We start from the raw sequence: 20,245 nt of genomic DNA on the forward strand, positions 1-20,245 counted from the left end.
GCGGGATTCATCCTCTTTTTCGCGGAATAACCCTGCGTTATCGCGGAATAAATGTAATCTGCATACTAAACTCCCTAAATTGAGACGCTAAGTTAAAAAGGGAGGGCTGTTTTTTCATGAAAAAGCATAAATTTTTCTTCATTATCCTTTCTATAGCAACCCTCACTGCCTTCCAGCCGCAAAAACTGCAGCATCCGCCGATTCCTCGTGAAGATCCCCAAGCTGAAAAAATAGCAATTGTCATGACGGAGAAGCCGGTGGAAGAATGGCAAATCAAAAACCAGCTAAAAAACCTTAAAAATACGAAGCTTCGACGTGTTTTCGGCTATGCAATCAATGGATATTCGGTCGAGGGCCCTGTATCTGAGCTCAAGCAGCTGGAAGAGGCGAATGCTGTAAAACTCGTTTCCGAAGTTAATACCTACAAGGTGGAGAATTCTGCTCACGAGCCTGTTGGCTATAAATCCAGCTCAAGCTTCATCGACAATTTTGAATTGATTGGGACAGAAGCGGTCCATGGACTTCTTGATGACAAGGGGAACCGCCTGACAGGAAAGGGTGTCACAATAGGGGTCATAGATACGGGGATTGATTATGAGCATCCGGACTTGAGGAAGAGTTTCTCTGGCGGCCATGACCTGGTTGACGGTGATGATGATCCGATGGAGACGAAGGGCGTTGGATTCCAGAGCACCTTGCATGGCACGCATGTAGCCGGTGTCATAGCTGCCAACGGGAGGATGAGAGGGATGGCTCCCGAAGCGAAAATCGTAGCCTATAGAGCACTTGGCCCTGGGGGAAGCGGAACAACCGAGCAGGTGATTGCGGCGATTGATGAAGCGATCAAGGATAAGGTGGATATTCTGAATCTTTCACTCGGTAATGACGTCAATGGCCCCGACCTGCCTATCAGTCTGGCGCTTAACAAAGCGGTGGATGAAGGGATTGTCGCTGTCACTTCCTCGGGAAATTCGGGCCCGAATCGCTGGACAGTTGGATCTCCAGGTACTGCTTCAAAGGCCATATCCGTTGGGGCATCGACCCCTCCGATGCAGGTGCCTTACCTCAACGCGCCAGGCGAGTCAAAACAAATCAGGCTGGAGCTTTTACAGGGATCTGACAACTGGAACATTACCCAAAGTGAGAGCCTCGTTTTTGCGGGTTTAGGTACAAAGGAAGAGATGAAGAATGTTAGCAATAAAATAGTACTTGTCGAGAGGGGCAAGCTGACTTTTACAGAAAAAGCGAGAAATGCCTTCGAAGCCGGTGCTATTGGTATCATCATTTATAACAATACAAATGGCACTTTTTTTGGGAACCTTGAGGCCACATTGCCGATTCCTGTTGCAGCTATCAGCAAAGAAGATGGAATAGCTTTGAAAAAACAGCTCAAAAGCAATTCGATGCTCATCCGCATCCATTTAATAGAAGAAAAAGATATCCTGGCCGATTTCAGCTCCCGCGGCCCGGTGACGGTCACCTGGGAAATCAAGCCGGATATCGTTGCTCCTGGAGTCGCGATCAACAGTACGATACCGGGAGGCTACCTTCCTCTGCAGGGCACGAGCATGGCTGCACCCCATATAGCCGGAGCAGCCGCATTGATCAAGCAAGCGCATCCAGACTGGACACCTGCGGAAATTAAGGCGGCTATTATGAACACTGCTGTGGAAATTAAAGATCGTACCGGCAAACCATATCGGACATTCGAGCAGGGAGCAGGGCGGGTTCAGTTAAAAGTGGCAATCGAGACCGAGAGTCTTGTCACTCCGGGTTCATTGCAATTTGGTAAATTCCAGCTGGCTGAAAGTATGCACAGGCATAGCGCCCAGCTAAAAGTAAGAAATAATAGTAAGGCATCAAAAACCTATTCCTTTTCCATTCCTAAAAAGCAAAACGGGATTGAATGGGAGCTCCCTCTAAGTTTTACATTGCAACCAGACGAAACAAAGGAAATCGAGGTCGGTATGAAGGTTACCCCGGAGAGGCTCGACGAAAAAATCCATGATGGCACACTGGTAATCGACGACGGAAAAAGCATGACAAGAATTCCTTATCTTTACGTCCTCGAAGAGCCAGATTACCCGCGGGTAATGGGGTTCGGATTTGCTCCTGCTGACTCCGGGGCAGCCTATCGTTATGAAGTCTATCTGCCTGGCGGAGCAGAAGAGTTCGGAATTGCTCTTTTTGATCCGGACCAATTCCGATTCATCGGTTTTCTTGACTGGGGAAGGAAACTGAAAAAAGGAATGGCTGAAAGGGAAATTCCGTCCGATAAACTGCCAGAGGACGGGGTCTACCTGGCAAAAGTATTCGCGAAAAAAGCCGGCCGTGAAAGTATGATCGAAACAATGATTTATATTGATAAAGCATCTTTGAAAAAAAGGGCCGGAGAAAGGTGAAGTGACCTCTCCGGCCCTTTTTACTGTTTCAAATAGGCTCTTTTCTCAAACTTTGTTGCTATTGACTACAAAAAAGGATGGAATTACTTAAGTTTCTTCACAAATTAACGCTTAATGAGAGAAAAGAGCTTGCCAACTTAGTACCGACCTGCAAAATAGCTTTTATCACGTTAAAAATCGGCTTTAGGATTTTAACAACAATCTTTACGAAAACAGCCTTCAAATAAAACTTTGATAATACAATTCTAATATAGGGTTAATGGTATATATTCACAGTGGAAACTTTGTGAACTTTTTCACCCCAATGGATTGACATTGACATTTGCCTATTGTATGCTTACAAAGGGCATAAAATGATAAGGTTTTCAATGTTGATATGCAAGCTTTTTTTATGTGAAAATATTGTTTTTTCAAAAAATATTTTCCACCCCCTGAATATCCATTCTCAAAAGCGAGGATGCGTTTTTTATGCGCCGAAACAACCGCCACCCTTTACAAGCGATGGCACTCATGTCCGCTATACTATCTCAATTGGTAGGCTCGATTTTAATTGGCATATTCTCCGGAAGATGGCTGGACCGTACCCTTGGTACAGAGCCACTTTTCTTAATATTCGGATTGCTGATCGGATTGGCGGCAGGTGTGTATGCCATGCTTCGCCTCATCCAACACTTCTTTTCGGGAGACTAAGCCATCAATGGAAATCAAGGATATGTTTACTCGCCAGCGAAAATACATATTTACATTATTGTCGTTATATGTACTTGGATATGGGTTTACAACCTATCAATCTGTGTTTGCTGGATTGATCTTTGGTACAAGCCTGAGCCTTTTTAATCTATGGCTGCTTGCGAGGAAAATGAACAGCTTTGGGGATTCGGTGGTACAGGGGAAAAAGGTACGCTCACTTGGCTCCATGTCGAGACTTGCGACCGGTGCGCTTGCCGTAATCATTGCGATGGAATATCCGGATCGCATAAACCTTGTATTTACGGTTTTGGGATTAATGACAGCTTATATTGTCATTATGATAGATTTTTTTGTCCAGACTTTTCAATCACGTAAATAGCGGGGAAGAGAGGTGAATAATTGATGCATCATGAAGCTCCATTAAAAGAAATATTTGGGCTTACTTTTAACTTAGCAAATTTGCTGATGATTACAGTGGCAACTGCTATCGTATTCATCATTGCAGTTCTTTCCACTCGTAGGCTTGCGATGAAACCGACAGGAATGCAGAACTTCATGGAATGGGTTATGGATTTCGTCAAAGGGATTATCAACAGCACGATGGACTGGAAGGATGGGGGAAGATTCCACGTCCTTGGGATCACACTGCTGATGTATGTGTTTGTTTCCAATATGCTGGGACTGCCGTTCTCTGTCGTTGTCGACAATGAACTATGGTGGAAATCACCGACAGCTGACCCGGTCATCACACTGACTCTCGCAGTCATGGTGGTAGGGCTTTCCCATTATTACGGCGTCAAGCTTAAAGGCACTGCCGAATACGGCAAGGAATTCTTTAAGCCATTTTGGTTCATGTTCCCGATCAAGATCATTGAAGAGTTCGCAAACACGCTCACTCTTGGTCTTCGTCTCTACGGTAACATTTACGCGGGTGAGATCCTGTTGGGTCTGCTTGCAGCCAGCCTCGCAACAGGGGTGGGCGGACACTTGGCCGCTGCCGTTCCAATGCTTGTATGGCAAGGTTTCTCCGTTTTTGTCGGAGCAATCCAGGCATTTATCTTCACAATGTTAACGATGGTTTATCTCTCTCATAAAGTGAGCCATGACCATTAATATATACCCTGTTCATTTAATGAACAAAACTAATAAAACTTTTTTTCATACATTAAAGGAGGAACTTTATAATGGGTCTTTTAGCAGCAGCAATCGCAATCGGTTTAGCAGCACTTGGAGCAGGTATTGGTAACGGTTTAATCGTATCACGTACAGTGGAAGGTATCGCTCGTCAGCCAGAAGCTCGCGGTATGCTTCAAACTACAATGTTCATCGGGGTTGCGTTGGTTGAAGCGATTCCTATCATTGCTGTAGTTATCGCGTTCATGGTTATTGGTGCAGAATAATTAACTAAATTCAAATGGCGAAGATCATTCCGCGCGAACCTTCGCCATTCTATTATGTGTGCTCCCCGCCGGAAAGGCTTACCAATCCGGCGGGGAGCAGACCTGAATTTGAATGTAAGCAATCGTTTGAGATAAAATCGGGCAAGCCCGGATATGGAACTGGGAGCCCCTTAGCGTCGGCTTCCGGCCAGATGACGCATGTTGGACCTTTTTTAATCATGGTACAACTCTTGAAGGGAGTGAATCGAGGGTGTTAACAATGAATTTTGTATTGGGAGCGGCTTCCGGCCTTAATACTGGAGATATTTTGTTCCAGCTTGTTATGTTCCTTGTTTTGTTGGCATTGCTCAAAAAGTTCGCTTGGGGTCCATTAATGGGCATCATGAAGGAACGTGAAGAGCATATTGCTGGCGAAATCGGAGCGGCTGAAAAGAGCCGTGCAGAAGCACAGAAACTTTTGGAAGAACAGCGTGAAATGCTTAAGCAGGCACGCGCAGAAGCACAGGGCTTAATTGAAAACGCGAAGAAGCAGGGCGATGTTCAGCGTGATGAAATCATTGCACTGGCACGCACTGAATCTGACAGAATCAAAGAATCTGCGAAGCTTGAAATCGAGCAGCAGAAGGAGCAGGCTGTTGCGGCAATCCGCGAACAAGTGGCTTCTCTATCTGTCTTGATTGCTTCTAAAGTAATCGAGAAGGAAATCTCTGCAGCTGACCAGGAAAAGCTCATCAATGAATATATTCAAGAGGCGGGTAATGCCCGATGAGCAACTCGACAGTAGCAAAGCGCTATGCCCTGGCACTTTTTCAAATCGCTTCTGAAAAGCAGGCTCTCCCGCAGGTTGAGGATGAGCTTCGCACAGTAAAAGAAGTATTCGTGAACAATCCTGAATTGACTGCTTTCCTAAAGTCTCCAAAACTTCCAAATGAGAAGAAGAAAGAGGTATTGAAGCAAGCATTCGGATCTGTAAGCACATATGTCCTTAATACTCTGATGATCCTGGTTGACCGCCACCGCGAAGACCAGATCGCAGACGTTGCTGACCAGTTCATCGCCCTTGCGAATGACGCAAAAGGCGTGGCTGAAGCAAAAGTCTATAGTGTCCAGCCTCTCTCGGCTGAGCAGGCTGAAGCCATTTCAGCTTCGTTCGCACCGCAGGTTGGCAAACAGTCACTTCAAATTGAAAACATTGTAGATTCCAATTTACTTGGAGGCGTAAAGCTTCGTATTGGAAACCGCATTTTTGACGGCAGCTTGCGCGGCAAGCTCGATCGTTTAGAACGTAAATTGCTAGGCTAAGATTCGTAGATAGGGGTGAAACTCATGAGCATCAAAGCTGAAGAAATCAGTGCGCTGATAAAATCGCAAATCGAAAATTATCAGTCGGAAATTCAAGTGAGTGATGTGGGTACAGTTATCAGTGTTGGTGACGGTATCGCCCGTGCTCATGGCCTCGACAATGTCATGGCTGGAGAACTTGTTGAATTTTCAAACGGCGTTATGGGTATGGCACAAAACCTGGAAGAAAATAACGTCGGTATCATCATCCTTGGACCTTTCACGGACATCCGCGAAGGTGACGAGGTACGCCGTACGGGCCGCATCATGGAGGTTCCTGTAGGGGAACAGCTTATCGGCCGCGTAGTAAACCCTCTTGGACAGCCAGTAGATGGAATGGGTCCAATCAATACAACTAAAACTCGTCCAATCGAGTACGCTGCACCAGGCGTTATGGACCGTAAATCCGTTCATGAGCCATTGCAGACTGGTATCAAGGCGATCGACGCTCTTGTGCCAATCGGCCGCGGACAGCGTGAATTGATCATCGGTGACCGCCAGACTGGTAAAACATCTGTAGCGATCGATACAATCCTGAACCAAAAAGGCCAGGACATGATCTGTATCTACGTCGCAATCGGACAGAAGGAATCAACTGTACGTAACGCAGTTGAAACTCTCCGTAAGCACGGCGCGTTAGAGTATTCTATCGTTGTTACAGCATCTGCTTCCCAGCCTGCTCCATTGCTATACCTTGCTCCATACGCGGGTGTTACAATGGCTGAAGACTTCATGTACGATGGCAAGCATGTGCTTGTAGTATATGATGACCTTTCAAAACAAGCGGCAGCATACCGTGAACTTTCCTTGCTGCTTCGCCGTCCTCCAGGCCGTGAAGCCTACCCAGGGGATGTATTCTACTTGCACTCACGCTTGCTAGAGCGTGCTGCTAAGTTGAGCGACGCTAAAGGCGCAGGTTCAATCACAGCACTACCGTTCATTGAAACGCAGGCAGGCGACGTTTCTGCTTACATTCCAACGAACGTTATCTCAATCACTGACGGACAGATCTTCTTGCAGTCTGACCTATTCTTCTCTGGGGTACGTCCAGCGATCAACGCAGGTCTTTCTGTATCCCGTGTAGGTGGTTCCGCTCAAATCAAAGCGATGAAGAGTGTATCTGGTACACTGCGTCTTGACCTTGCTTCATACCGTGAATTGGAAGCATTCGCACAATTCGGTTCTGACCTTGATAAAGCAACACAAGCGAAGCTGAATCGCGGTGCCCGTACGGTAGAAGTTCTAAAGCAAGATCTAAACAAGCCGCTATCTGTTGAAAAGCAAGTAGCGATCCTATATGCATTGACTCGCGGCTTCCTTGACGATATTCCATTGCAGGATATCCGCCGCTTTGAAGCTGAATTCCTTACTTGGTTAGACCACAACCGCAAAGAAGTGTTAGACCATATCCGCACAACGAAGGTTCTTCCTTCTGATGACGATATGGCTGCTGCAATCAACGACTTCAAAAAGACGTTTGCAGTATCTGAGTAAAAAGAAAAGCGGATGCGTCTTGGACGCTGATGCTTTCAAGCAGAGCCAGCCTTAAGCTGGTCCTGCTTTTACCTTGGACTAACAATCTTTTTTAAAAGGGTGGTGAGAACCGAAATGGCATCTTTACGCGATATAAAAAACCGTATTACTTCGACTAAAAAGACGAGCCAGATTACCAAGGCAATGGAGATGGTATCCGCCGCTAAATGGAACCGCGGGGTAATGAACGCGAAAGCATTCGTACCTTACATGGAAAAAATCCAGGAAGTGACTGCCTCAATCGCAATGGGCAGCAAGGATTCCAACCACCCAATGCTGAACAGCCGTCCAGTCAAGAAGACGGGTTATCTAGTGATTACATCTGACCGCGGACTAGCAGGTGCTTACAACAGTAACGTCCTTCGCCAGCTGTATCAGACAATCCAGAAACGCCATAAATCAAATGACGAGTTTGCGATCATCGCGATCGGGCGTGTCGGCCGTGACTTTTTCCAGAGTCGTGGCATGAACGTTGTCCTAGACATCGTCGGCATTGCAGACCAGCCGTCCTTCTCTGAAATCCAGGATATCGCCAGCAACACAGTTGGCATGTTCTCGGACGGAACATTTGATGAATTATATATTTACTACAGCCATTACCTCAGCGCGATTTCTCAAGAAGTAACTGAGAAGAAGCTGCTTCCGTTAACGGACATTGGCGCTGCTTCAACAAAGCTTACCTCTTATGAATTTGAACCAAACGCTGAGGAGATCCTGGAAGTTCTCTTGCCGCAGTATGCAGAAAGCTTGATTTACGGGGCGCTGCTTGATAGTAAAGCAAGTGAACACGCTGCTCGTATGACAGCCATGAGAAACGCTACGGATAACGCGAAAGAGCTGATCAATTCACTCAGCTTGAGCTACAACCGTGCGCGTCAGGCTGCTATTACCCAGGAAATCACCGAGATCGTCGGTGGAGCTGCAGCGCTCGAATAGATTTTCCAATGACAATCGGGGATGTGGCTTAAAGCTGCATCCCATCATGATGTATATATTTCAACTAGTACGATAGGAGGGAACAAGATGAACAAAGGACGCGTTCTCCAGGTTATGGGTCCGGTTGTTGACGTTAAGTTTGAAAGCGGCAATCTTCCAGAGATCTATAACGCTTTGAAAATTGTAACCAGCGATGCGGATGTGACCATCGAATTAACTCTTGAAGTAGCCCTTCACTTAGGCGATGACACAGTTCGTACGATCGCGATGTCTTCCACAGACGGCCTTAAGCGTGGCGTCGAAGTATTAGATACAGGTGCTCCAATCTCCGTTCCGGTTGGGGACGTAACACTAGGACGTGTATTCAACGTATTGGGTGAGTCAATCGACCTTGACGCTCCAATCGCTGCTGATTCACGCCGTGATTCAATCCACAGGGAAGCTCCAACATTCGAACAGCTTTCTACTGAGGTTGAAATCCTTGAGACAGGTATCAAGGTAGTTGACCTTCTTGCTCCATACATCAAGGGTGGTAAAATCGGATTGTTCGGTGGTGCCGGTGTAGGTAAAACTGTACTTATCCAGGAATTGATCAACAACATCGCTCAAGAACACAGCGGTATCTCCGTATTCGCAGGTGTTGGTGAGCGTACTCGTGAAGGTAATGACCTTTACCACGAAATGACTGATTCTGGCGTTATCAAGCAAACTGCGATGGTATTCGGACAGATGAACGAGCCGCCAGGAGCACGTATGCGTGTTGCCCTGACTGGTCTTACAATGGCAGAATACTTCCGTGATGAGCAAGGACAGGACGTTCTTTTCTTCATGGATAACATCTTCCGTTTCACGCAAGCAGGTTCCGAGGTTTCCGCGCTGCTTGGCCGTATGCCATCTGCGGTAGGTTACCAGCCGACTCTTGCAACTGAAATGGGTAAATTGCAGGAACGTATCACATCTACTAACGTAGGTTCTGTTACTTCCATCCAGGCAATCTACGTACCAGCCGATGACTACACTGACCCGGCTCCGGCTACGACTTTCGCTCACTTGGATGCAACAACAAACCTTGAGCGTAAGCTTTCTGAAATGGGTATCTACCCTGCGGTGGATCCGCTTGCTTCGACTTCACGTGCATTGACACCTGAAATCGTTGGCGAAGAGCACTACTCAGTAGCTCGCCGCGTACAGCAAACATTGCAGCGTTATAGAGAACTTCAGGACATCATTGCGATTCTTGGTATGGATGAGCTTTCTGACGATGATAAGCTAATCGTACACCGTGCTCGCCGTGTCCAGTTCTACCTGTCACAAAACTTCCACGTAGCTGAGCAGTTCACAGGACAGCCAGGATCTTACGTGCCAGTTAAAGAAACAGTTAAAGGATTCGCAGAAATCCTTGACGGAAAATATGACCACCTTCCAGAAGATGCATTCCGCCTAGTTGGCCGAATCGAAGAAGTTATCGAGAATGCAAAACGTATGGGTGTAGAGGTCTAATAACGGACCAGGAGGGTAAAAAATGAAGACGATTAAAGTCAGTGTTGTTACTCCCGATGGGCCGGTGTATGAATCAGATGTTGAAATGGTGAGCACAAAAGCAAGCACAGGCGAGCTTGGAATCTTGCCAGGCCACATTCCAATGGTTGCACCGCTACAAATTGGCGCTGTCCGTTTGAAAAATGGCAGCAATAACGAGTTCATTGCAGTCAGCGGCGGGTTCCTTGAGGTCCGTCCTGAGCAGGTAACCATCCTTGCTCAATCTGCAGAACAATCATCTGAAATCGATCTTGAACGTGCATTAAGAGCAAAAGAACGCGCTGAACAACGCCTGCATGAAAGAAAGCAGGAGAACATTGACTTCAAGCGTGCAGAACTTGCCCTTCAGCGTGCGATCAACCGTATTACAGTTGCAGAACGCAGAATTTAATTTTTAAATTTAACACCCTTCGGATAGTTCCGGAGGGTGTTTTTTATGTGGTGCATGGCCAATCTTCTGCCAATTTAGTTACAAATCTAGGAGGGAATTCCGTTTCGCTATAAAAACTAAAAAATCGCTATAAAATCAATAAAGTCGCTATAAAAATGAAAAACTCGCTATAAAACAGAAAAATTCGCTATAAAAATAATATTTTCTCTATAATAACGTTTTGTTATATAAGAAGGGATATGTTTAACGAAGACATTATGCTGATAAACCTTGTTAAGGCTATAAGGTAACCAATTTTAATGAAAAAACTCTTGTCTGGAGGTCAAAACCTTCACTCGTTTCCTCAAAAAAGCTCCCCACAAATATCTGCCAAGCAAAAAATCCACAATTCCGCCATAAATCGACTCAGGAGCAGAACTTAAAAATGTTGACAAACGTCACTGACAACTTAATCTAAATTCGTTTAAATATAACATGTAAACGATTGTCTTTTTTGAGAAGCAGCGCATTCAGGAGTGAGAGTTCTCTTGCCTAAGGAAAGGCTGCCATAGCAAAAAAGGTCCGTCAAAAAGAATGCGAATATTTTGCCTTCCGGAATACTAAGTATGGAAGGGGATGACTCTGTCCGTGTGTCGGAACACGCTCTGGAAAGGTACTATATTTCTATCAAAAAGGCTTGGAAGAAGGTTGCCAGATTGTACAAAGCCTTGTCGACACACTATTGTAACAATGGTATAATTGTTATCGGTTACAAGTTTAAAAAGTATGAAAATTTCACAACATTGGAGGGATGGGCATGGAACAGTTGAATCTATATCAAAATAACTATTTGATAGTCTTTGTGTTCCTATGTCTCGGGGTATTGCTTCCAATCGTCGCCTTATTTGCGGCAAAGCTTCTGCGGCCGAAATACAAGCAGGACGAGCGGAAATATACCACCTACGAGAGCGGGATGGAACCGTTCAGCGATGCACGGGTCCAGTTTAATGTCCGTTATTATGTGTTTGCCCTTATGTTCGTTATTTTTGATGTAGAAACAGCGTTTTTGTATCCATGGGCTGTCGCCTATGAAAAGCTGGGGATTTTCGCATTGATTGAAATGCTGATTTTCGTCGTAATGCTTCTCATCGGACTCATCTACGCATGGAAAAAGAAGGTGCTAAAATGGATTTAAAATTGGATGATTTCTCACCCGAAGAAGTGGCTGAACTCCAAAGGAACGTATTCGTGACAACTCTTGAGCAGGTTAAAGGCTGGGCGCGAAGCAACTCTATGTGGCCGATGACATTCGGACTTGCATGCTGCGCAATCGAAATGATGGCATCCAGCTCGGCTCACTATGACCTTGACCGTTTCGGGACTTTTTACCGGAACTCACCGCGTCAGTCTGATGTCATGATTGTGTCAGGAACTGTGACAAAGAAAATGGCTCCAACTGTCCGCAGGCTGTACGACCAGCTGGCAGAACCGAAGTGGGTAATCGCAATGGGTTCATGCGCAACTGCAGGCGGTCCATATGTAAAATCATACTCAGTTGTAAAAGGGGTCGACCAGATCGTACCTGTCGATGTTTATATACCGGGATGCCCGCCGAATCCAGCAGCATTAATTTACGGAATCAATAAACTTAAAGAGAAAATCCGTTACGAGGCGAAAACCGGGAAGAAGGTGATCTAACCGATGAGCGGGGAAAAGGATCTTGAGCAGATAAAGAGAGAAGCAGCGGCAAAAGCCAAAGAACTGGCGAAACAGCGCCAGGCCGCTAAGCAATCAGGGGAAGGAAATGACCCGAAAAAGGTTGCCGAGAAAGTCGCAGAACCTGAAGTGAAGGAAAACGAAGAAATGGCAGCTGCACCTGCTGGTGATGAAGCTGACCTTGCGAAAAAGAAAGCCGCCGCAGCAGCGAAAGCGAAGGCAGCTGCACTGGCGAAAATGAAAGCAAGAGAGCAGGCTGGAGAAGCCCCAGAAACAGCAGAATCAAAGGAAGAGATTTCTGCTCCAGTTGAAGGCCAGGACGCTGATTTGGCCAAGAAGAAAGCAGCGGCAGCAGCAAAGGCAAAAGCAGCTGCACTGGCAAAGATGAAAGCAGCGGGCCAGGCAGGTGCAGAAGCTGAGGCAGAAGTGCCAGCAGCACTGGAAACATCAACCGCATCAACAGATGATGATGACCTTGCGAAAAAGAAAGCCGCAGCTGTAGCAAAAGCAAAGGCAGCAGCGGCAGCTAAAAGAAAAGCGCAGTCAGAAGCAGCTGGAGAAACGGAAGCACCTTCGGATGACGATGACCTCGCTAAAAAGAAAGCCGCAGCAGTAGCGAAAGCAAAAGCCGCAGCGGCAGCAAAACGGAAAGCACAGGAGGCAGCAGGAGGAGCAGATGCTTCAACAGATGATGATGATCTTGCGAAAAAGAAAGCCGCAGCAGTAGCGAAGGCAAAGGCTGCCGCAGCAGCAAAAGCGAAAGCCGCAGCCGGCGGAGGATCAGCTGATGACGAGAAAGCGAAAGCGATTGCAGCAGCCAAAGCAAAAGCTGCCGCTGCCGCGAAGGCGAAGTCAGCAGCCGGTGCAAAAGCAGGAGCAGAAGAACCTGTTGAAGAGAAGAAGCCATCTCCAAACCAGCCTTACCTTGATAAATATGTAAAAGCAATCACCGACAATCTTGGCGATGACATTTTGGAAGATTCCTATATTAACCCTCTTTCAAAGGATGTCCCTACCCTTGTCGCAAAGAAAGAATCCTATTATAGACTGGCCGAATTCCTTAAGTACAACGAACTATTAGGCTTCGATTATCTGTCAGAGATCCACGGCAGTGATTTCCAGACACATATGGAAGTGTATGTTCACTTGTACTCATACAAAAACAGGCAGTCAGTTGCGTTAAAAGTCAAGCTTGACCGCGAACAGCCGGTCATTGAGTCACTAGCGAACCTGTGGGCAGGAGCAAACTGGCCGGAGTGTGAAGCATACGACCTGCTTGGCATTAAATTCGAAGGCCATCCAAACCTCCATCGCATCATGCTTGGTGAAGACTGGGTCGGCCACCCATTGAGAAAAGACTATGAACCGTATGATGTGGAGGTGTAGCCCGTGATACGCACAGAAGAAATGCTCTTGAACGTGGGCCCGCAGCACCCTAGTACACACGGTGTATTCCGCCTCGTTCTGAAAATTGACGGTGAAATCATCATTGAAGCGAAGCCGGTCATCGGCTATTTGCACCGCGGGACTGAAAAGCTTGCAGAAAACCTGCAATATACACAAATCATTCCGTATACAGACCGGATGGACTACGTTTCAGCCATGACGAACAACTATGTCATCTGCCATGCAGTGGAAACGATGATGGGCGTCCAGATTCCGGAACGCGCTGAATATTTAAGGGTACTTGCGATGGAGTTGAACAGGGTTGCCAGCCACCTGCTTTGGTGGGGGACATTCATCCTCGACTTCGGTGCTACAAGCCCGTTGCTTTATGCATTCCGTGACCGGGAAATGATCCTGAATCTGCTCAATGAACTTTCGGGTGCTCGTCTGACGTTCAACTACATGCGTGTAGGCGGCGTTAAATGGGATGCTCCGGAGGGCTGGATTGAAAAGGTAGCAGATTTCGTTCCGTACCTGAGGGAACAGCTGAAGGGATACCATCAGCTTGTATCCGGCAATGAAATCTTCCTGAACCGTACAAAGAATATCGGTACATATACGAAGGAAGATGCAATCAACTATTCATTGAGCGGCCCGAACCTTCGTTCAACCGGCGTCAAGTGGGATTTGCGCAAGGATGAGCCGTATTCAATTTATGACCGCTTCGACTTCGACGTCGTCACTCGCGAAGAAGGCGATGCACTTGCCCGTTATTACGTGAGGATGGGCGAAATTGAGGAATCACTGAAAATTATTGAACAGGCTGTGCAGCAATTCCCGAAAGAGGGAGAGATCATGGCCAAGGTTCCGAAAATCATCAAGGCACCAAAAGGGGAAGCGTTTGTCCGGATCGAGGGCTCCCGAGGCGAAATCGGCTGCTATATATCCAGCGATGGCAAAAAAGAGCCATACCGCCTCAAGTTCAGAAGGCCGAGCTTCTATAATCTGCAAATCCTCCCTAAACTGCTAGAAGGAGAAAGCATCTCAAATCTGATTGCAATTTTAGGAGCGGTTGATATCGTTCTTGGGGAGGTAGACGGATAATGGTTCAGGAGCTACTCGAATCAAGCGCAGGCCTCATGAACTTCAGTATTTTCTTTATCCTCGCCGTCGTCCTGCTGTTCGTGATCCTTGGATTCGTAACAATGGCGATTCTGGCAGAGAGGAAAGTACTGGGTTTTATGCAGGGCCGTTATGGTCCAGCCCATGTCGGCGGTAAATGGGGGCTGTTGCAATCCGTAGCCGACGTTGTAAAGCTTCTTGTAAAAGAAGACTTGATTCCAAAGGCAGCAGATAAGCCGCTGTTCATCATTGCACCGGTCATCGCGTTCGCGCCATCCTTCATGGTCATGGCAACAATACCTTTGACCGACAGACTGCAATTTGCCGATTTGAATGTTGGATTCCTGTACTATATCGCTATATCAGGACTGACGATTGTCGGTATGCTGATGGCAGGCTGGGCATCCAACAATAAATACTCACTGCTTGGCGGTATGCGTGCCGCGGCCCAGATGATTTCCTACGAAATCCCGCTGGTCATGAGCGTTTTGGGAATTGTCCTGTTATCGGGAAGCCTTAACCTGAATGATATCGTTGAAACACAGCAGAACAGCGGCTGGTTCATCCTTTGGCAGCCAATAGCGTTCATCGTATTCTTCATCGCCGCTACTGCCGAATTGAACAGGGTGCCATTTGACCTTGCAGAGGCGGAAAACGAGCTTGTTGCCGGTTTCCACACAGAGTATTCTGGATTCCGCTGGGCGATGTTCATGCTGGCTGAATATGTGTATATGTTTGCAATGTCTGCTTTGATAACCGTTTTATTCCTTGGAGGCTGGCTGCCGCTGCCATTCCTCGGCTTCATACCTGGGGCTGTCTGGTTCGCGCTTAAGTTTAGCCTGGTCGTATACATCCTGATCTGGTTCCGTGCCACGTTCCCGCGTATCCGCGCAGACCAGCTGATGGAATTCGCATGGAAAGTGCTTTTGCCGGTTGCACTGGCAAACATCTTCCTGTCTGCATTGATTAAAGAAATTTTCACTAATTTTTTCTAAAAAAGGAATGGAAGCAGCAGTGCTTCCTGCATTAAAGGGGTGAATTACGTGCTAGGATGGACAAAAGGATTAGCTTATACCCTAAAACAATTGACTCGCGAAAAGCTGACTTACGATTATCCGAACGAACCGATTCCGCTTCCGGACAGATTCCGCGGGATCCAGAAGTTTTATCCTGAAAAATGCATCGTCTGCAACCAGTGTGCCAATATTTGCCCGACTGAATGCATTAACTTGACTGGTAAAAAGCATCCTGATCCAACGAAAAAAGGCAAGATCATTGATACGTATGATATCAACTTCGAACTTTGCATCCTCTGTGATTTGTGTACAGAAGTATGCCCGACTGAAGCGATCATCATGACGAACAACTTTGAGCTTGCTGAATACAGCCGGGATGACTTATTCAAGAACCTGGAATGGCTTGATGAAAATGACGAGAATATACGGAAGGTGAATAAAGCATGACGTTAACGGGCGAATTTTTTGCGTTTATGTCACTTGCTTTAGTGGCGGTAATCGGCGGCGTGCTTTTATTGAACCTCACCAAGGTCATCCACATGGTCGTAGCGCTCGTCTTTACATTCGTCAGTATTGCAGGTATTTATGTGTTGCTGTCCGCGGAATTCCTGGCGGTCATCCAGGTCATGATTTATTCCGGTGCCATCACGATCATGATGCTTTTCGGAATCATGCTTACCCGCCACCATGGCGATGAAGAGGAGCCTAAAGGCGGAAGATTGCGCAAGCTCGTACTGCTGCTTGGTGTCCTTGGTTTTGGCGCAGCAGTCTATTTCGGAATCTATGATTTGAATTTCGAGGCATTGCCAAATACACTTCATGAAAATAACACAGAACAAATCGGGATATCACTGTTCTCGCACTATATCATCCCGTTTGAACTGACATCCGTGATCCTGCTTGCCGCGCTTGTCGGCGCAATTGTACTGGCACGAAAGGATGACGGAAAGGAGGGTGATCAGGAATGAGTTCTGTTCCGGTTTCAGCCTATCTGGCGCTCGCACTTATTCTTTTTTGTATCGGCCTATACGGTGCCCTGACAAAAAAGAACACAGTTATTGTCCTGATTTCCATCGAATTGATGCTGAATGCAGTTAATATTAATCTAGTAACCTTCAGTAAATATGGAGCGACTCCATCGATCACCGGCCAGGTGTTCGCGCTGTTTTCCATCGCGGTGGCGGCTGCTGAGGTAGCAGTAGGATTGGCAATCCTGATTTCGCTTTACCGCAACCGCAGGACGGTCAATATCGATGAGATAAATCAGTTGAAAAATTAATCAGCGGCTTCTGCCGTTATAATCGTAGATTTTTAGTAGCTGGACTGCCCCGTATAATGCGGGCCTCAATCTGACGGGCGTATAGATGATAGATTACACGCGCGTTCAAAAAAGGGGATTGTGATATTAATGGAGAATGCTTGGCTCATTCCGCTGTTCCCGCTTGTATCCTTTCTATTCCTTCTGCTGTTCGGAAAAAAGCTTAAAGAAGCGAGCGCATTCGTGGGTATCCTTGCGACGCTAGCCTCACTTGTCTACTCCATCCTCGTGCTCCTGGAGCGCCTGGACGGCCCGACACACAAAGCTGAAGCCGTTTGGCTCACGATAGGGAATCTGGAACTTACTGCGGGTTTTGAAGTAAATCAATTAAATGCATTGATGCTGGTAATCGTATCTCTTGTCAGCTTCCTTGTACATACCTATTCAAAAGGATATATGCATGGTGATGAGCGATTCCCGGTTTTTTATGCTTATCTTGGACTTTTTACTTTTGCAATGCTTGGTCTCGTAATCTCACCGAATCTTTTGCAGACCTATATTTTCTGGGAATTGGTCGGTGTAGGCTCATTCCTGCTGATCGGATTTTATTTTTACAAAGAAAGCGCCAAAGCGGCTGCAAAGAAAGCCTTTATTATGACTCGTATCGGGGATGTCGGGCTGCTGATTGGGATGATTCTCTTATTCTGGCAAACTGGCAGCTTTGAATATGATGAGATTTTCGCAGCAGTTGAAGAAGGCGCGATTTCCGGAACCATGATTACCCTTACTGCAATCCTGATTTTTATCGGAGCAGTCGGTAAATCAGGCCAGTTCCCGCTTCACACATGGCTTCCTGACGCGATGGAAGGTCCAACACCGGTTTCCGCATTGATCCACGCAGCGACAATGGTTGCGGCAGGTGTATACTTGGTCGCTTCACTGTTCCCGCTGTTCAATGCGAGTGAGACAGCGATGCTGACGGTAGCGATCATTGGAGCGTTCACAGCGATTTTTGCAGCAACAATCGGCCTTGTCCAGACTGACATCAAGCGAGTGCTTGCGTTCTCCACTGTCAGCCAGCTTGGCTATATGATGCTCGCATTGGGTTCTGCGGGTTATGTTGCCGGAGTATTCCACTTAATGACCCACGCTTTCTTCAAAGCGTTGTTGTTCCTTGCAGCAGGCAGCGTCATCCATGCTGTACATACTCAGGATATCGAAAAAATGGGCGGGCTTTGGAAAAAGCTTTCGTTCACTGGACCATTGTTCCTGATCGGAACGCTGGCCATAAGTGGTGTCCCATTGTTCTCAGGCTTTTTCAGTAAAGATGAAATTTTGATCGCTGCATGGGCTCATGGTAATTATGGCCTATTCTGGCTCGCAGTGATTGCAGCGTTCTTCACAGCATTCTATATGTTCCGCCTGTTCTTCATGGTCTTCTCAGGTGAAGCCCGCAGCGAAATGAAGAATGTTCATGAATCACCATCCGTCATGACCTTGCCGATGGTTGTCCTTGCTGTCCTGGCAGTTGTTGCTGGTTACGTGAATACACCTTGGTTCGGCACTTTCCTTGGCGACTGGCTCGTTGAAGGCAATGAAGCACTTGGCCACGGACATATCGAAGGCCCGGGCTGGATCATGATTGTCGCAACAGCTGTGTCCTTGCTGGGTATTTTGCTTGCATGGATGATGTACAGCAAGAAGTCCATTTCACGCGATTGGCTGTCAAGCAGAGCTCCAATTGCGTATGGTATCGTGAAAAACAAGTATTATATCGATGAATTTTACAATCAAAGCATCGTGTTTGGCGCGAAGGCAGTCAGCTTGTTCCTTCGATTCATCGAACTCTTCGTTGTTGAGGGTCTAGTTAAGCTGACAACAGCAACGGTTCAGGGGCTTGGCAAAACAGGTGCGAAAATCCAGAACGGCCAGGTGCAGACCTATGGCACAATTGCCTTTGTCGGCCTTGCAGTCCTGATTGTCATCTATGCGCTAACAGGGGGGTATTTATAATGGATTTCAACTATTTTCTTACCTTACTGGTATTCTCCCCTTTACTAGGAATCCTGCTGCTGGCTTTCATGCCAAAGGCGAATGAATCAGGTATCAAAATGCTTGGCGTTTTGGCAACACTGCCATCGTTGATCCTTGCGCTGATCGCTTACTTTTCGTATCGAGGCGGCAATGACCTTGCTAATTTTTCGGAAAAATTCCGCTGGATCCAATTTGGCGGCCAGGGCGCAGAGCAATCGGGCATGTTCACAGTGAACTACGAACTCGGCATCGATGGATTTGGTTTGATCATGGTTGTACTTACTGCAGTGATCGCTACTCTCGCGGCGATTGCATCCTTCCATATCAAAAAAGAATGGAAAGGCTACTACATGCTGTTCCTGCTTCTCGAAATCGGGATGCTCGGCGTGTTTACAGCACAAAACTTGATCTTGTTCTTCCTTTTCTTTGAAATTACTTTGATCCCAATGTTTTTCCTGATTGGAAAATGGGGCTATTACGAGAGAGAAAAGGCTGCATACAGCTTCTTGATTTATAACGGACTTGGGTCAGCCATCCTGCTGATCGTCATCATGGTGTTATTTTCAAGAACAGGCACTTCAAATATTGAAATGCTGAAAGTCATGATGAACACAGAGAACGCGCCAATGTTCGCACCTGTTTCTGAATCTTTGAAAATGGGATTATTGATTGCATTGCTAGTGGCTTTCGGCGTGAAATTGCCAATCTTCCCGCTCCACAGCTGGATGCTTCGCGTACACGTTGAAGCGCCGCCATCAATCGTCATGATCCACTCAGGGATCCTGCTTAAGATTGGTGCTTTCGGTTTGATCCGCTTCGGGATGGGAATCTTCCCGGAACAGTTCGCGGATCTGGCAGTGCTGCTTGCGGTATTGGGTGTAATTAACCTGCTATACGGAGCATTCCTTGCTTTTATCCAGACAGATTTTAAAATGGTCCTTGCCTACTCTTCTATTTCCCATATGGGGATCGTTTTAATCGGACTTGGAGCATTAAATGAAGCAGGAATTCAGGGAGCAATCTTCCAGGTCGTATCACATGGTCTGATTTCGGCATTATTGTTCTTCCTGGTCGGTGTGCTGTATGAACGTACGCATACGACAACTCTTGGAAATCTGGGCGGAATGGCAAAGGGAATGCCAATTGCATCAGGCTTCCTGCTTGCAGGAGCGATGGCTTCTCTTGGACTTCCTGGTATGTCAGGGTTCGTCAGCGAATTCATGGCATTCCTCGGCTTGTTCGAAGAAATGCCTATCCTTGCAGCGGTCGGTACACTGGGCATTATCATGACAGCTGTTTACCTGCTGCGCGCAGTACTGGCGATCACTTATGGAAATGCGGAGCGTGAATTCGTCGGAGTGAGCGATATCCGTTCATTTGAATGGGCGCCAGTATTGGTCCTCATCGGCTTAATCGTACTGATCGGTGTATATCCAGCTGTTCTCAGTGAACCGCTTCAGGCAACATTAGAGACTATCATGATGGGAATAGGGGGGTGATGA

General features: G+C 46.8%; 21 protein-coding genes. All 21 read left to right on the forward strand.

What is annotated here, in order from left to right; all coding sequences use genetic code 11:
- The first annotated feature begins 116 nt into the window (after positions 1-116).
- Positions 117-2,402 carry a S8 family serine peptidase gene (locus B5X77_RS06425; protein WP_079506310.1) on the forward strand — a complete coding sequence of 762 codons (2,286 nt, stop codon included), beginning with the start codon at positions 117-119 and terminating at the stop codon, positions 2,400-2,402.
- Between the two features lie 468 nt (positions 2,403-2,870).
- A complete protein-coding gene (locus B5X77_RS06430; protein WP_079506312.1) occupies positions 2,871-3,092 on the forward strand; it encodes an AtpZ/AtpI family protein in 222 nt (73 codons plus the stop codon).
- 7 nt (positions 3,093-3,099) lie between these two features.
- Positions 3,100-3,471, forward strand: coding sequence for an ATP synthase subunit I (locus B5X77_RS06435; RefSeq protein WP_079506314.1), 372 nt, complete (start codon positions 3,100-3,102; stop codon positions 3,469-3,471).
- A 23-nt stretch (positions 3,472-3,494) separates the two neighbouring features.
- Entirely contained in the window at positions 3,495-4,205 is a 711-nt protein-coding gene (gene atpB / locus B5X77_RS06440; protein WP_079506316.1) for a F0F1 ATP synthase subunit A, read from the forward strand.
- Positions 4,206-4,276: 71 nt separating this feature from the next.
- Positions 4,277-4,492: a F0F1 ATP synthase subunit C gene (gene atpE, locus B5X77_RS06445; RefSeq protein ID WP_079506318.1), complete on the forward strand. Its 216-nt coding sequence runs from the start codon at positions 4,277-4,279 to the stop codon at positions 4,490-4,492.
- Between the two features lie 250 nt (positions 4,493-4,742).
- Entirely contained in the window at positions 4,743-5,261 is a 519-nt protein-coding gene (locus B5X77_RS06450) for a F0F1 ATP synthase subunit B (protein WP_079506320.1), read from the forward strand.
- The gene (locus tag B5X77_RS06455; RefSeq protein ID WP_079506322.1) at positions 5,258-5,794 is read left to right on the forward strand and encodes a F0F1 ATP synthase subunit delta; all 537 of its coding nucleotides are present in this window, start codon (positions 5,258-5,260) and stop codon (positions 5,792-5,794) included. The genes B5X77_RS06450 and B5X77_RS06455 overlap by 4 nt, the downstream gene beginning before the upstream one ends.
- Positions 5,795-5,818: 24 nt before the next feature.
- Entirely contained in the window at positions 5,819-7,327 is a 1,509-nt protein-coding gene (atpA, locus tag B5X77_RS06460; RefSeq protein WP_079506324.1) for a F0F1 ATP synthase subunit alpha, read from the forward strand.
- Between the two features lie 114 nt (positions 7,328-7,441).
- Complete coding sequence (locus tag B5X77_RS06465; protein WP_079506326.1) at positions 7,442-8,302, forward strand: F0F1 ATP synthase subunit gamma; 861 nt, start codon at positions 7,442-7,444, stop codon at positions 8,300-8,302.
- A gap of 87 nt (positions 8,303-8,389) precedes the next feature.
- Complete coding sequence (atpD, locus tag B5X77_RS06470; protein ID WP_079506328.1) at positions 8,390-9,802, forward strand: F0F1 ATP synthase subunit beta; 1,413 nt, start codon at positions 8,390-8,392, stop codon at positions 9,800-9,802.
- A 22-nt stretch (positions 9,803-9,824) separates the two neighbouring features.
- Complete coding sequence (locus tag B5X77_RS06475) at positions 9,825-10,232, forward strand: F0F1 ATP synthase subunit epsilon (protein ID WP_079506330.1); 408 nt, start codon at positions 9,825-9,827, stop codon at positions 10,230-10,232.
- Positions 10,233-11,028: 796 nt separating this feature from the next.
- Complete coding sequence (locus B5X77_RS06485) at positions 11,029-11,406, forward strand: NADH-quinone oxidoreductase subunit A (RefSeq protein ID WP_023613586.1); 378 nt, start codon at positions 11,029-11,031, stop codon at positions 11,404-11,406.
- Positions 11,397-11,909, forward strand: a complete 513-nt coding sequence (locus B5X77_RS06490; protein WP_023613587.1) for a NuoB/complex I 20 kDa subunit family protein — start codon at positions 11,397-11,399, stop codon at positions 11,907-11,909. Before B5X77_RS06485 ends, B5X77_RS06490 begins: the two co-directional genes overlap by 10 nt.
- 3 nt (positions 11,910-11,912) lie before the next feature.
- Entirely contained in the window at positions 11,913-13,313 is a 1,401-nt protein-coding gene (locus B5X77_RS06495) for an NADH-quinone oxidoreductase subunit C (protein WP_079506334.1), read from the forward strand.
- Positions 13,314-13,316: 3 nt separating this feature from the next.
- Positions 13,317-14,417 carry an NADH-quinone oxidoreductase subunit D gene (locus tag B5X77_RS06500; RefSeq protein ID WP_079506336.1) on the forward strand — a complete coding sequence of 367 codons (1,101 nt, stop codon included), beginning with the start codon at positions 13,317-13,319 and terminating at the stop codon, positions 14,415-14,417.
- Complete coding sequence (gene nuoH / locus B5X77_RS06505) at positions 14,417-15,430, forward strand: NADH-quinone oxidoreductase subunit NuoH (protein ID WP_079506338.1); 1,014 nt, start codon at positions 14,417-14,419, stop codon at positions 15,428-15,430. Before B5X77_RS06500 ends, nuoH begins: the two co-directional genes overlap by 1 nt.
- A 48-nt stretch (positions 15,431-15,478) precedes the next feature.
- Positions 15,479-15,898, forward strand: coding sequence for an NADH-quinone oxidoreductase subunit NuoI (gene nuoI / locus B5X77_RS06510; protein ID WP_079506340.1), 420 nt, complete (start codon positions 15,479-15,481; stop codon positions 15,896-15,898).
- Positions 15,895-16,419, forward strand: a complete 525-nt coding sequence (locus tag B5X77_RS06515; RefSeq protein ID WP_079506342.1) for an NADH-quinone oxidoreductase subunit J — start codon at positions 15,895-15,897, stop codon at positions 16,417-16,419. Before nuoI ends, B5X77_RS06515 begins: the two co-directional genes overlap by 4 nt.
- Complete coding sequence (gene nuoK / locus B5X77_RS06520; protein ID WP_079506344.1) at positions 16,416-16,730, forward strand: NADH-quinone oxidoreductase subunit NuoK; 315 nt, start codon at positions 16,416-16,418, stop codon at positions 16,728-16,730. Before B5X77_RS06515 ends, nuoK begins: the two co-directional genes overlap by 4 nt.
- 129 nt (positions 16,731-16,859) lie before the next feature.
- The gene (gene nuoL, locus B5X77_RS06525) at positions 16,860-18,722 is read left to right on the forward strand and encodes an NADH-quinone oxidoreductase subunit L (RefSeq protein WP_079506346.1); all 1,863 of its coding nucleotides are present in this window, start codon (positions 16,860-16,862) and stop codon (positions 18,720-18,722) included.
- Positions 18,722-20,242, forward strand: coding sequence for an NADH-quinone oxidoreductase subunit M (locus B5X77_RS06530; RefSeq protein ID WP_079506348.1), 1,521 nt, complete (start codon positions 18,722-18,724; stop codon positions 20,240-20,242). The genes nuoL and B5X77_RS06530 overlap by 1 nt, the downstream gene beginning before the upstream one ends.
- Positions 20,243-20,245 lie beyond the last annotated feature (3 nt).

This window comes from Mesobacillus jeotgali (assembly GCF_900166585.1).
Lineage (GTDB): Bacteria > Bacillota > Bacilli > Bacillales > Cytobacillaceae > Mesobacillus > Mesobacillus jeotgali_A.